Source organism: Arthrobacter sp. 01N444 (genome assembly GCF_056399305.1).
In genome coordinates this window covers 187,630-201,386 of record NZ_JBFTRB010000006.1, presented here as the reverse complement: position 1 = coordinate 201,386, position 13,757 = coordinate 187,630, and the positions used below count along the sequence as shown (strand labels likewise).

The following is a 13,757-nucleotide window of genomic DNA, read 5'->3' as shown; positions in this document are numbered from 1 at the left end:
TTCCCTTCCCAGATACCGGGAATCTGGTGGTCCGATGATTCTTCTGGCCGGTTATCGATTCTGACCGGCACGTGATAAGCGCATTGCGATCACCGGGACCGTGCACGGTTTACGGGCTCTTCGTGGTTCGTGGGGAAATGATTCCGTGTCGTAGCTAAAAAAGGGGCCCGTGGCCCTGCTGGGATGAGTGTGTCTAGCATTCGACCAGGAACAGGACCACGAGCCTTGACTGAGCCTACCGTTGTGGCGTTCGACGCTGCCACCAGCATCTTCAACCTGCCCGACTACCGCGTCATCTCCGCCACCGTGGTGGCTGATGGCCGGCGCCAGATCATCGTTGAAACAGACCAGCCACCGGGCCGCCCGAGCTGCGGTGTTGTCGCGACGCGGCGGAAGGAACGTCGCTTCCAGCGGATCCGGGACATCCCTGTCGCCGGCGCCTTAGAGGTGCTCTGGTCTAAGTGCCGCTGGCATTGCGAGGAACGGGCCTGCCCGCGGCTCTCGTTCTTTGAATCCACCGCCCAGGTCCCGCGCCGTGCCCGTTCCACCGGACGGCTCCGGGACCACGTCGTCGATGCGGTCATCAGTTCCGGCCGGGCCGTGTCCGAGACCGCCGCGGCGTTCGCGGTGTCCTGGTGGATGGTCCGTGCCGCGCTGACCGAAGCCTGCCTTCTCACGCTACCGGACGTGGATGACGACCATCGTGGACCCGGACACCGGCCAGGTCCTGGGCGTAGTCGACGGCCGGGACCACAGGGGCGCCGGTGACTGGCTCTTCGCCTGCCCGCTGGCCTGGCGGCGGGGGGGGCGGGGGGGCAGGTCGTCGCGATCGACCCGACGGCAGCGTTCCGAAAAGCGTTGAGGATGCGGCTCCCACGTACCGCTGTCGCAGTCGATCACTTCCACCTCATCTCCCTGGCCAACGAGGCAATGACCGACACCCGCCAGAACCTGTCCCAGCAGGTCGAGGGCCGCCGCGGCCGCGGCGTCGACAAGGCATGGGCCCACCGGATACTGCTCCTGCGCGTCGGCGACACGCTCACCGACAAGGCGGCGCACCGGCTGGAGGAGGTCTTCGCCGCAGACGACCAGACCGGCAAGCTCCAGGCCGTGTGGAAAGCCAAAGAACAGCTCAGGCCGCTACTGCGCACCAACTCCCTGGCCGACGCCGCAGCCGCGAAAAGAGGACCTCAAGGTGCTCGTGGACGCCGCAGGACGGCCGGAAACCAACAATCTCTACCGCACGATCTGCCGATGGTGGAACGAGATCGAAGTCCTCATCGTCACCGGCGCCACCAGAAGCAAGAGCGAGGCCAACAACACCGGCATCAAGCACATCAAACGCACCGCCTGCGGCTACCGAAACGCGGGGAACTACAAAACGATTATCCTCATGAGAACTGCCGCCCGGACGGCGGCATGACACTCATCCGGGAATCCCGTTCCCCAACAAACCTTGAAGAGCCGGTCTACTGCGGGTTCTCGTGGATTACAGCAGAATGCCGTCCTTCGCCGACGCACCCTCAGCCGGGGCACAGACCTTGAGATCATGCGCCTCGTAGCCTCCAGCATTAGATGGACATCGACTTTACAGGCCTAAGGACGTTGTCGTTGGCACTCGCCTCGGCGGTGACCGGACGGCAGCCGCGGTCTCCGTCGAATGCCGCCGGCGCTCCCGTCAGGTGATGGGGTGGTCCGCCCGATGTCGCCGCCGATCTCCCCTCCGTCACACCCAAATGGATGCGAACGGTGATGTCCGTCCTGGCCGCAAACGTCATGCCCGGCGCGCCGGCCTAGCTGATCTCTACCTTGCGCCCGTAGCGTAGTGCGCCGACAAGTTTAGGTACTCGTCGTGAAGCTCCTTCAAATAAGCTCGGTCCGCCAGGCCGCAGAACCCGTCACGGAACCGCTGTCGAAATAACCGGGCATCCTCCCGTCTGAAATGGCTCGCCTCACGCTCGGAACGGCGGAAAACCTTTTCGGAGTCATTCTCGACGAGAACGCATTCAGGTGCATAAACGAACCTATCCTGCGCACGAGCGATTACGGTAAGCTCGTTGTCAGCCCGGTGGGATTGGTAGCCTCCGTAGAGAATTTCGTCACCGTAGAGGCTGTAGGCCCAGGATTTTTCCACCATCCCAAAGGCCGCAACCCTGCCATGCCACTTGCCACAGTTGAAAGCCAGCAAAGACTTCTTCTCCTGACGGATTCGGTCATAAGCGCTAAGCAACCAGCCGTCTCCAGGCCACGCATCTTGCGCTAAGTACACAATATATTGTGCAGAACTCCGCCGTGCAACCTGGTTGAGCGTGGGGATAAAACCTTGTCGACCGGTGTCGACCGCCAGTACAAAATCAGCGGGCAAGCCGGACCTTTCTATGAGCAGCCTCGCCGCCCGGCGTCCGGCGTCAAGATCTATACAAGGCATAACCACACATACGTCTTTAGTGAAAAGAAACGAGTCACCACGATGTAGATCGGGGGTAGAAAGGATATGTAGCGACTCATTGGACGGATCGAGTTGTGTAGCGCTGGAGGCTGTACTGCTAACGTCAACCAGCAGGAAGTCAATTTCAACCCTGTATTCAAGAGCTCTATTTTGCCCGAGCACTTCTTTTCTTAAGGCTGAGGTCAAAGCAAACAAATTTAGCCAGCTCCGACCCAAAGGGCGCTCTCCAGATAGGCAACCAGCGTTTGCATACACCGCTTCGGCAACCCCGTCGGCCAAGCCTGTATATGCACTCTCGAGCCACTTGGCCCCGGGAAATGTTCCAGCTTTCACAATAAGTGAATATTTAGCTTTGGTGGCACCGAGTATCTCGCCAATAGATGTTTCCATTGAAGACGCTTCATTACCCTTAATCAACACCACAATACCGATGGCAACGCTTGCTCTTCTGGATAACAACCGAGCGGTCTGACCAGCTTCTTCTAGCGACTCCGCCACAACAATAACGAGTACCGTCTCAGCAGGAATGCGTTCCCTCGGAAGCTCAGATTCGGTGGAGGCAACGACTATTGGTGATTTCTCCTCCCCCTGGAGCTGACGACCAAAACAGCCCAGGTTGAAATCGATGTGCGTCCCGAGTTCAGGTGTAGATTCCCTGGCTGCAGCGTATAGCAGAACGGCATCCTCTCGGCGTCCCTCCTGCAGGGCAAGGTTAGCTAAAGCGAACGATGACGTTGGATCTTTCATACCGGAGATGATCTCACACCGGCCGCCGGCGTCGGTATTCTTCTCCACCGGACGTGGTGACACAAGCAAGACTGCGGAAGATCATGGTTCTCGGCGTCGAAGCGCGGGCAGGCGGTGCAAACGAGGCTAAAAGTTCCAGCCATCGATGGATGCAGAGATAGCATCTGGCACTTCAGCGTCCAACTCGTGGCTGCGGACCCTGCTACGGCCTTCGGCGAGGGAACTCGCATGTGGCTCCCCCGTGCCGCTGTCAGCATCTGCCACTTCCGTTCGTTGAACAGGATGGGCCACCGATAGGTTCGCCACCGGCCCTGACAACAAACCCAGAGAGGGCACCTTCGCCCCCTGTCCGATCGGGCAAGGAACCGGCGCGAGCGCCGGAGCCCACGACCCCGAGTTGACAATCAGGCTCGCGATCTGGCCCATAATGGCAAAATACGTCAATGACTGTAGACGCCCTTGGAGCGAGGCCGAACGACCGTATGTCTATGCGCCAAGCTCTGTACACGTGCAGGAACGCCCTAGTGCCAGGGCTCCGATTCTGCTTACGGCAACATAAGTCTGGATGGACGTGATGCGCGCCTACTCGATAACCAACGGGGGCGCTTCGTCACGAAGTCTTCTCTGCTCAAAGTACTCAGCGTACAGAGGATCTAGGTCATGCTGTTCTACTAGGCCTTCGAAACCCTCTTTGAATCGTTTTTTAAACAATTTCTTGTCGACTTCCGTGAAGTTCGCGGCGTCGTTCTCAGCACGGTGGAAATCTTTTTTAGCATCATTCTCAATAAGCACGGCGGCGGGGCAATAAACATAAACTTTCCTCGCTCGCGCAATGACGGTGATCTCGTTATCTGCCCGGTGCGACCTGTAACCTTCGAACAATATCTGGTCACCGTACAATGAGTACGTCCAGCTCCTATCGACCATTCCGAAGGCGGCAACTCGCCCGTGCCACTTACCGCAATTGAATGCCAATAGCTTGGACCCGCTATCGCTCAAGGCGGAGGAAGCGGCTACTAGCCAGTCTTCGCCGGGGAATGCGTCTTCGGCCAGATATACAACATAGTCGGCCTCCGTGCGACGAGCCGCAACGTTTAGAGTCCGAATAAATCCTTTCCGGCGGGAGTCGATAGCGACGACAAAATCCGCCTCTACACCAGCTCGAGACTGGAGCAGTTTTGCGGCCCGAATTCCGGCCTCACGGTCAATGCAAGGCATTATCACGCTAATCCGACGATGAAAACGCGGATCCCCGGGTCCTTCTAGGTCCCGAACGTCGACCACATGTATCTCGCTATCCTCAGTGTCACCGTCCCGCCCATCTGCGTCCGGAGAGTGAGCCAGGACGCCCTCCACCATTAGCAGGTCACGCGCAACCGGTAAGTCCTCTTTCAGCACCGGATCTTGGTTCAAATACCGTTCATAGTCCAGACGTGCGCCAAAGACATGCATCCAACGCTCGCGGCTCTGGACTTTGAGGCCGGTTTGAGCCCGCACAAGCGTCACCCCCTGATTCACGACGGACGCGTAGGCTTTCCGAACCCATTCCCGGCTGGGAAGCGCATCGCTAGACGTGACAAGTACGTACTTCGCCTTGGACTGCGAAAGGATTCGGCTTAGCGCCATTTTGGCCGGCGCTCTCCCGTCCTCCTCCACAATGAGGATAGTCGCCACGGGAAAATCTGCGCGCTGCTCAATGAGACGCGACGTTGCGGCCCCCTCTTCGGCCGAATGCGCTAGTACGAATGCGACGACGTCTCCATGAGGCACTTGTTCACGAGTCGGCAAGGCATCCGTGTAAACCGCCATAACCTGACTGGATTCGTTCTGAGAACTCCCTGGTCCTGGTGAGAGCGGTTCAACCACATTGCGCATTCGCTTATATGCCTCACCGAACTCGACTGATATGGGATAGGGAGCGTCCCTTTGGTCCTCCAGCCGGACTTTCGCGATCTCCACGTTGGCCCTTGCAGCCGCGTATGAGAATTGCCGCAGGTAGAGTCGGCGTGCGGCCTCTGTCATGATTCTTGTGGCCGTGGGATCGTCGAAAACATTCCTTACGGCCGCGAGCATTCCGTCCCAGTCGCCAAAATCAACCAGGGAAAGATAATTCTGGCGACCAAGATCTCCCAAGTCGGAGATGTTATTAGCGATGACTGGCGTGCGCATTGCGAAAGCGTCAGTGGCCTTGTAGGGGAACTGGTAGTGACTGGCGGGCACAGCCGGGTTCAGCCATAGAATGACTAAGTCTGCTGCCAGGTTGACCCTCGCCATTCCTTCACGGTCTTGTGAAGGTAGGCTGACTATTCTATCGCCGAACCTACTGATGAGCGCCTTCTGATCAGGCGTGACCCGCGATCCTATGAACAGCAACTTATACCGAGGGTCCGCGAGTCGCTCGATAAGTTCGACTAACTCATATATGCCCTTATGTTTACGAATGAGGCCGCCGAATAGGATGACCCGGTCTTCCTTGGCGAACCCAAGCTCGCGACGTACCTCCTCGCGATCGAATCGATCAGGATCGTAGACTTCCTCGTCCTTCAAGTTCCGCATGTACATTGAAGAATTGCCATAGTGGTCATCGAGGCCACGGTTATGGGTCATGAGGACCGGCGCACGTTTGGCAAGGGGATCAAGCAGGCGGGACCATGCTAATGAATACGGATTGAGTAATTCATTATCAGCGAGATTGAAATCTTGGAAATCCATCTCGGCATGCGTGTCACCTATTCGTGGTGAGCCAACCACGGTCTCGAGGTCATTGATTTCGAGAATAAACGGAATGTTTTTCTTCTCGTTAATTAGCATCGCAAGACCGAAACTAGGGAGTCTTGGTTTTACCACATACATCAGATCGCCAGTAACTGCTTCCATTGCAGCTTCCATAGCATGGAAGAAACTAGGAAAGTCACTCCCCATAAAGTATTTCGTGACAAAGGGCGGATTGGCTCCCTTCAGCGGCCCAAAAACGCCTTCGCCAAAGAAATCAAAAGCAATAAGCTCAACTTCATGGGTTTTGGATAGAGCCTCCGCCACAGCATAAGGCTTGGAAAAGTGGTTCCTGCAGCGGTCCCAGACGATCACAGAAATTTTCTTTTTCCGGGGAACCAGTGGAAGTCCCGTCTTAAAATAAGATTGGACCGTTTGTTTAATCCGAGCCGGGCTAAGAGCATCCTCTCTATTCATACTCGTAATCTGATTTAGCTTGGCATCCCGTAAGTAAAGAGCGGCGATTACAGGCACATGCAATGGATCCCGCAGCCACGTGTACTTCAATACCAAGTCGTAGTCCTGACGACGTCGCAGCGATTCATCAAAACCTCCGAAAACTTTATATAGTTCACGACGGTGAGCAAAAGTATTCAGGTCAATGTAGGGTTTTAGAAGAAGCGACTCGTGATCAAACTCGGGGCGGCGATATGATCGCAATTTGATCGTTTCATCGGCACGGACGTGATAATCGACGAAGTCCATATACACTGCTGAGCGCCCTGGGTTCATCGCAAAAGTCTTGACCACAACACTCAGATAACGCGGATTCCAGAGGTTGTCGGTATCCAGATACGCGATTATGGCACCCGTCGAGACAGCTAGTCCGACATTGCGCGCTGCTCCGGCCCCCGAATTGTCTTGATAGACATAGTGGATTCGATCGTCACTAAAACTCTCAACCACCGAGCGAGTAGCATCGGTGCTACCGTCGTCAACAATTATCAGTTCAATGTGCCTGTAATCTTGGTTCAGGACGGATTCAATGCTGTCTGCAATTATGTCGGCCCTATTATAGGTCGGCATAATCACAGACACTTTCTGGTTCCCCGAGACTTCTCTATTGAGTTGAGACTGCCCGAGAATCTTGTCGATGGTCGTCTCACTGCGATCGACCGCCTTGCGGTGCTCAGCCCGAAAGTTGACTGCGTCCATCAAGAGTGCGAGACGCTGCCAGTAGACTCCAGACTGCTGCACTGACTGCTCGAACCTATCTAGGCCCGGACCCCGCCATCCCCTAGCCGCCATAAGTTTCAAATTGAACTCCACAGCATCGCGGAGGGCGGGGAGCCGGCGCATTGCCTCTGCGTACAGCACTCCGGCGTGATCCAAGTGACCTTGACGGTGGGCAATGTTTGCAGCTTCTAGTCCGTCGTTATCTGCGAAATCACTCATCAAATCGTTTGTCCTGTACTTGTAGGAAAATTAGTCTCAAACCAACAGTGCACGGCGCGCCAGGGCGTTTAGATCTCGAGGTCAATAATCCTGGCCTGGCTCTTACATTTGCAATCGACATCCGAGCCGCCGTCAGACTACACCCAGGCCAACGTGAAGGCTCTCGATATTCCGTCCTGCACCCAACGAATGAAACCGAAGGGCCTCAGAGGAACCCAGGTCTTACGGGTAGACAACCTATCGAGGAACTCATCACGGGTGCCCTGCAGCACAGAGTTCGCGCGGGCGAACAATGTCGGTCAATGTGAGGACTTGTCGCCAGATCCTTGTCAAACTCGGTCTGCTGCGCCGTTGACCTGACGAAGTACTCTCGTGTACCGCCAAGACCGCGAGCTCTTGATGGATTTCAGCTCTGCACCCAGAGTTTCAACTTGTTTTTCCAGAGTGCGTAGATGGGTCTTCGACTGTTTCTGTTCGACCCGCAGTTCCCTAGCCGCGCTACGATGCTGATCCCGGACGGCGCGAAGCCATTCGAGCTTTCCAGCTTGCTCTTCTAGTTCGCGTTCGAGTTGTTGGATTTTGGTTTTGCGGTAGTCCCGGCCCTTGCGCATTTCATGGATCTTGGCCATCAGTGACCGTTTTTCCAGAAGCGCCCTCTCAAGCTCTTCCTGCGTGCGGTGAAGCTGAGGGATTAGGAGGGCGTTCTCTTTTTTGATGCGGTCTAGCTCTTTCTTCTGATCTCGATTATTTGCCCTCAATTTTACGTATTCTGCGCGATCCTTTATCAATCTACTGCGAGAGGTCAAAAATTTTGCAATTAGATCCGGGTGGGATGGCTTTTCTATAGCTCCGACACTTGCAACTTCAAGTTGATCAACAAGAACTTTCGGCCCAGGGAGATCCAAGAGGTGAATTGCTGCCAGCTGCACACCATAGATTTCTGTATCTCGGTCCTCGGCCGTGGTCAACACTCTGGGTTTGGTGTCGGCCGAAAGTTTCAGCGGAAGGCCTGTTGATCTGGCGACGTGATCGAGGAGGTCTTCAAGGCCTACACGTGCTAAAGGACGAGGGCCGAGTGACATCCGGTGCAGGAACCTTTCGTGCAACTCCAGAAGCGAACCAGCGAAGCTCTGCCACTCGGCCAGGGCCTCGTCCGGATCCTCCCCTTTCAAGAGGGCACCAACCAACTGCTCTACGGGGTCTTGGTATACAACGACTGCGTAGCTAGATGGCTCCTCTTCGAGGGCCATCTGAATACGTTCGAGACCCGGCATGTCCTGCTCGGCCCACATATGGGAGGTCTTTTTGAGCGCAGATATCCAGCCATCGTCGGGCGATTCCGTTAGGTCGGCCAGGATCAAGCGCACTGACGCCCTCTCAATTATTCGGTTAGACATTGTCATTCCCTCGATATCACTAGTGAAAGCACCCAGACAGAGGCCTCTACTTCAGGTGGGTCAGGATCTTGTCAAAGGTCTCTTGGTTCTCTGCCCCGGCGTGACCGGAATCGTCGGAGAATTCGCAGATCGTGAGCTTCTCTGCGTGGACCGAGGACTCCATGAAATTTCTAAAGGGCGTGAAGTGGTTCTCATGGTGGTCAGTATCTTGCACGTTCTGAGCGAGGAAGATACTGCGGGCTCCCGCCGTCACGTCCGAATCCAGGGCTGTGAACTTATACTGTTGGTCCTGCGGGACTCCCCCGAGTTCATCTGCGCCATAGCAAACCTTTGACATGCGGTTGGTCCACTTGACGGGGTACTTCCATAGATCTGTCTGCGGGTTGATCGCGATCACTCGGAGTCCCTGGTAGTGGCGGGCGAAGCGCAGCGCAGCGAACCCTCCGCCGCTGGACCCATAGGAGAAGACCTGGTCCTCGCCAACGCCAAGAGTGTTCGCGATTGAGGACACGATCTCGGCTATGTGCTCCAGGTAATCGCCCCGGCTGTTGCCGGCATACCAGGCGAGCCCGAGATTGCTATGGTGGTAGAGCGCTGGGTCTGAGAAGTACAGGCAGCTCGCAGGGAACTTGGAGGCCCAGCTCCAGCGCTGGAATACGGGCGGCTCGAACGTGCTTCGTCGGGCATCTCCCGAGAAGAACACAATGAGGCGCCCCGTCTCAGGTTTGGGGTCGAAGATGAAATCGAACTGCTCACCCTCGAAGCGCTCTGTGTAGAGGCCGCGCTCCTGGACGTCGAGGCCGGCCGGGCCCTCCCAGTCATGGCGCGGGACGCTGTCCAGATGCTTGATTGATGTCTTCTTAGCTTTCATTCTGCTCTACTTCCACGCCCAGACCGGACAAGCGCCTCAGATAGGCCTCCGGAGTACATTCCTGCTCGATAAAACGGACTGCGCGCTGCTGCTGTTGCGCATAGCGCTGCGAATCCCACAACTCGTTGATGACATTCTTGACCTGGTCCGGCTCAGCATAGACTGCTGCATCTTTGAACACTGGTTCAAAGTGGCGTGGCAGGACACACACCACCCCGTAGCTCATGGCTTCAAGGATTGCCATGCCGAAGGCTTCAAGCCAGCCGTCGCTGTGGAAGTAGACGAAGAAGTCGATCTTCTCGGACAGATATTCTTCAACACTGATCTCGTTGAAGACAAAGATCTCCCAAGAGGCAGGGTTCCGCGGGAGGAAGCCCTTCCGCACAGGCACCTTGGCGCCGCCAAGTATGCAGACATCCGCGGAGCCGTCAGCCGGGTAGACCTGCTTAAAGACCTGCCGGTTAGATGGCCACTTTGCGGCGTCATCGCGCGCATGCCGTCCAATGGTGGGCCGGGCCGCCCGGTAGCGGTTGTGGGTCGCCTGCTCTTTAAGCTCGATAATGCCCTTCCAGGAGAAGCTTGTCAGGTCCGAGGCCGGCATGAGCGGCGCGATCATGGCGCCGATCTGCTCACTCTGCGGAGCCCAGAGCGGCCGGACGCCGAAAAGCGCTTCGACGTTGCGGGTCACAACGCCGATGTCATAGCTGCGCCGCTCCCCACTCGGTTCGAACGGCGGGTGATTGGAGACGATGACGGCCTTCTTGGGTTTCAGCCTGGCGGGCACGTCCGGCGCCACCTGCAGCGCGGTGGGCCACCGCACGATAAGAAGATCAGTCTCAGCTGCGGTGCCCAGGGACAGCCGGTCCACCTGGCCCGTCAGGACCAGGTCATCGATCTTGCGGCTGAACTGCCGCCTGGAAGCGGACGGGATCAGGCCGTTCTGGATCGGGATCACACCGACCCGGAGGCCAGCGTTGAGACAGACCGAGATCTCATTGAAGAGCGAAGTGGAGTTGCCGGCGAGGAAGCCGAACTCCGACGCGAAGACCACATCGTACTGTGCCGGCCCTTCCGGGCGAGTCCCTGGCAGGTAAGCGGCCGGGGCGACGAAGCGCCGCGCGTCTGGCGACTTCGGCATGTACGGTGATTCGCCAGATTCCCGAATCTCGCGATGCCAGCTCTTATAGCCACGAAGGTAGGCCCGGCGTTCCGGAGCAAGGTAACCCACACCCATGTCGTCACGGGTCAGGTTCGCGCCGTCCATGAGAGCGAAAGCCAAGGGCGCTGTGGTAATCGGTTGCACGGCGGTGCCGTAGTAGTTCTCGATCCGGCTCTTGAACTCTGAGTCCCCGGATTTACGGACGGTGTCCCAGTAGCCGAGGTCCGTCAGCACTGGGTCGCGACGGAACATCAATGAGGCCATGGAAGGGTACACCACCCGTCCCGTGGCGGAGCGCAGCACCAGAGTAAGGTGCTCGTCCACGCGCACCCAATTGGTCATATTCGCCACGCGTTCGGGGGCCGCCAAGAAGTCGCGAACCTGCAGCTCGATCTGCTGCGGGTGGTGCCAGTCGTCCTTATCCGCCACAGTGATCAGCTCGCCGGTGGCCAGGTCGAGTGCATCATTGCGCACGGAATAGGAGCCACGGTTCACGTCATTGGGCACCAGACGAATGCGGGGGTCGCGGGCGGCAAGGTCCTGCAGCTGCTGCCGGTAAGGAGTGGGCCGGCCGTCGGCGTCCTGCTCGGGTGAGCAGTCGTCAATCATGATGATCTCGAGCTTGCGCCAGGTCTGCCGCAAGAGTGAATCCACCGCGATGTTGGTCGCGGCGCTGGGTTCGTAGATTGGCATGATGACGGTCACCAGCGGGGCGTCCGGGTCCTCAGGCGCTGGGGGCAGGTCCGTGGTGACGTTGTAAAAGCTAACGCCGCCGTCCTGCATCGAGATCGGGGCGGCCCCGCCCTCTTCGAGCAGCTCGTTCAAGCCGGCCAGCCAGGCGTCGGCGTTACCGGGCACCCGATTCACGCGAGGATTGAGCGCGTTGAGCGCCAAGAGGTTCTGCGAGTAGTCGTGCTCGACATCGGGATCTTCTGCTGTGAGCACCCTCCACGACTCTGCGAAATCGCCACGCCACCGAAGGAGGTCACCATAAAAGGCGCGGTCGACGCCGGCAATGTCCTTCAGGCCCCGCCACTCTTCGAGCATGGAGTACAGCGTGAGCGCATCGAGCTGGTCCGTCTCATCTCGAGGAGCGGCATAAAGGAACCGGGCCATGGCGAGCACACCGGATTTCCAATGATCATCGCGCAACATCCCGGCAGCGGACTCCCGGAAAAGTTGTGCGCGGCAGGACTCCAGGACCCCATGAAGCTGGCCAAAGTCGTAGCGGCCTTTGGAGGCAGCGTAAGCGAGGACATCGCGGGCTCCACCATTGCGATTGCGGATTGCGTTAGCGGTGAACCACTGGAGCCGGCCGGGATTGACGCGAAGCTCCTCGACCCAATACCAGATCGCCCCTCGCGCCGGCTCCAGCACAGCGCCGGCGCCCTGCTTTTGGGAGAAAATCGCTGCTTCGAGCGCTTCCAGGCTGATGTCCGTCCGGGCTTGCTGGTACGTCCCCAGAAAAGTCTCAACAAATTCCCGGCGGCCAGCCCGCCTAGCATTGCGAAGAAGCTCAGTTGCGTACATTGAGGATGACGCCTGCAGCGCCTGAGCCAGCAAGAAGCTGTCGGTTGCCAAGAAGGCGGGGTCCTCCCAGAGCACCCACTCCCCCTGCGGGTGAACGGCAACAAGGCGTAGATGGGCAGCACGGAGCCCAAGAACCGAGGAAGGCAGCGCCAGCGCGTACCCCGCTCGGCGGATGCCATGCTGCAGCTTGGCGTCCTTGTTCTTCAAGACCGCCGAGGACCGGTTGAGATCCGTCTCTTCCGTCTCGGTTACTTCACGCAAGACGAGCTCTACGGGAAGATCGAGATCGGCCGTGTGAAATGCCCACCCGGTGAACATCCCACCGTCGAGAACAGTCTCTGAGAGCACGAACTCGCCGCCTGCGTCCTGAATGATTGCCTCGGGAAGTCCCGCGGGCCTGCGGCCCGTGACATCTCCCAGACGGAGATCATAGGTGCCGCCAACTTCGGCACCCGGGGTGTACAGCGGAATGGAGTCGGCGATTCTGCCTTGAAGTGGGACTTCACCGGCATACCGTTGGATCTCGCCGGCCTCGGGGGTGTTCTCGTAAGGCTCAGTCAGTGCCGTGAGGGTCACTTCCGCCTCACCCAGTCGCAGGACCAGCCGCCGGTACCGGGACTCCCCCGACAAAGCAATCGAGACATAGCATTCCGTCAGTGCCACGCGAGCCACGCGCATCTCGGAGCGAACCCGCGCGGGCTTGAGCCACGCGGAGGAAATTCCGGGTGCACCATGCTGCAGCCGCTGTGCTTCGCGAGCTGCGGCGTCACTGTGCTCTGCCGCGAGCTCCAGCGTCTGGTCCAACACCAGCACCGGCGTGTGCGGCTCGCCACCGGCGTATATCTGGACCCGATGGGCCTGCCCGTCGAAGAAATCCGCAGGAATCTGGATGCCGTGCATATAGCCGAAGGGGGCGTCGAATTGCACCGTGTCGCGCTTCCAGGGGAGGACACGCCGGTCGGTTTTCCCTTGGTGAATGACAGTTCCGTCCACGGTCACTCTGGCGTATGCCGGACGATTTTCAGCGCTTGCCCATCCGGCCACTTGGCCCTGCGGAGTAACCATGAAGTCGGCGCTGAGCTCCGTGCCCGCGATCCTGGAATCAGATGTACTGATCCCCTTTTGCCTGAGGATATTGCCTGTCCCCCGGTGGATAAGGGCGACGTCGTGCTCATCACCGGTCCAGAAATGCGGAGGCAAATTGCCAAGGAAACCAACGTTTCGGGTGCTGAACTCCTCAGCCGAGAGTTCGTCCCGGAAGATGTTGCAAGTGAACGAGGAGACTGTCTCCCCGTTGACCACGAGGTCCAGCACCGTCGTTCCCTGATCGGCGTCGGGCTCGTACACCCAACCGCTGATCCGGTGGGCCTGGTAATTGACAATCTTGAACTTCATGAACCTGCGATCTCGTGAGGTGCCATCGGGGGCGCGGAACCA

7 protein-coding genes and 1 pseudogene are annotated in these 13,757 nt (G+C 58.1%); 3 read left to right on the top strand and 5 right to left on the bottom strand.

What is annotated here, in order from left to right; all coding sequences use genetic code 11:
* Positions 1-225: 225 nt before the first annotated feature.
* From AC1DKN_RS09845 to AC1DKN_RS09835, 3 genes and pseudogenes are all read left to right on the top strand, one after another.
* Entirely contained in the window at positions 226-768 is a 543-nt protein-coding gene (locus AC1DKN_RS09845) for a hypothetical protein (protein WP_476871148.1), read from the top strand.
* Between the two features lie 96 nt (positions 769-864).
* Positions 865-1,113, top strand: a pseudogene (locus AC1DKN_RS09840) (transposase); the annotation flags it as partial.
* An 88-nt stretch (positions 1,114-1,201) separates the two neighbouring features.
* Positions 1,202-1,423 carry a transposase gene (locus tag AC1DKN_RS09835; protein ID WP_476871147.1) on the top strand — a complete coding sequence of 74 codons (222 nt, stop codon included), beginning with the start codon at positions 1,202-1,204 and terminating at the stop codon, positions 1,421-1,423.
* 381 nt (positions 1,424-1,804) lie between these two features.
* Here AC1DKN_RS09835 and AC1DKN_RS09830 read toward each other — a convergent pair whose 3' ends face one another.
* The 5 genes from AC1DKN_RS09830 to AC1DKN_RS09810 form a co-directional block, all read right to left on the bottom strand.
* On the bottom strand, positions 1,805-3,196 hold the full coding sequence (locus AC1DKN_RS09830) for a hypothetical protein (protein WP_476871146.1): 1,392 nt from the start codon (positions 3,194-3,196) through the stop codon (positions 1,805-1,807).
* A gap of 582 nt (positions 3,197-3,778) precedes the next feature.
* Complete coding sequence (locus AC1DKN_RS09825; RefSeq protein WP_476871145.1) at positions 3,779-7,363, bottom strand: glycosyltransferase; 3,585 nt, start codon at positions 7,361-7,363, stop codon at positions 3,779-3,781.
* A 329-nt stretch (positions 7,364-7,692) separates the two neighbouring features.
* Complete coding sequence (locus AC1DKN_RS09820; protein ID WP_476871144.1) at positions 7,693-8,760, bottom strand: hypothetical protein; 1,068 nt, start codon at positions 8,758-8,760, stop codon at positions 7,693-7,695.
* Between the two features lie 46 nt (positions 8,761-8,806).
* The gene (locus AC1DKN_RS09815) at positions 8,807-9,631 is read right to left on the bottom strand and encodes a hypothetical protein (RefSeq protein WP_476871143.1); all 825 of its coding nucleotides are present in this window, start codon (positions 9,629-9,631) and stop codon (positions 8,807-8,809) included.
* Complete coding sequence (locus AC1DKN_RS09810) at positions 9,621-13,715, bottom strand: glycosyltransferase (protein ID WP_476871142.1); 4,095 nt, start codon at positions 13,713-13,715, stop codon at positions 9,621-9,623. Before AC1DKN_RS09810 ends, AC1DKN_RS09815 begins: the two co-directional genes overlap by 11 nt.
* Positions 13,716-13,757 lie beyond the last annotated feature (42 nt).

Coding starts and splice junctions, on each gene's coding strand:
- AC1DKN_RS09825 (WP_476871145.1), bottom strand. CDS start 7,363: ATGAGTGATTTCGCAGATAACGACGGACTAGAAGCTGCAAACATTGCC.
- AC1DKN_RS09830 (WP_476871146.1), bottom strand. CDS start 3,196: ATGAAAGATCCAACGTCATCGTTCGCTTTAGCTAACCTTGCCCTGCAG.
- AC1DKN_RS09815 (WP_476871143.1), bottom strand. CDS start 9,631: ATGAAAGCTAAGAAGACATCAATCAAGCATCTGGACAGCGTCCCGCGC.
- AC1DKN_RS09820 (WP_476871144.1), bottom strand. CDS start 8,760: ATGTCTAACCGAATAATTGAGAGGGCGTCAGTGCGCTTGATCCTGGCC.
- AC1DKN_RS09810 (WP_476871142.1), bottom strand. CDS start 13,715: ATGAAGTTCAAGATTGTCAATTACCAGGCCCACCGGATCAGCGGTTGG.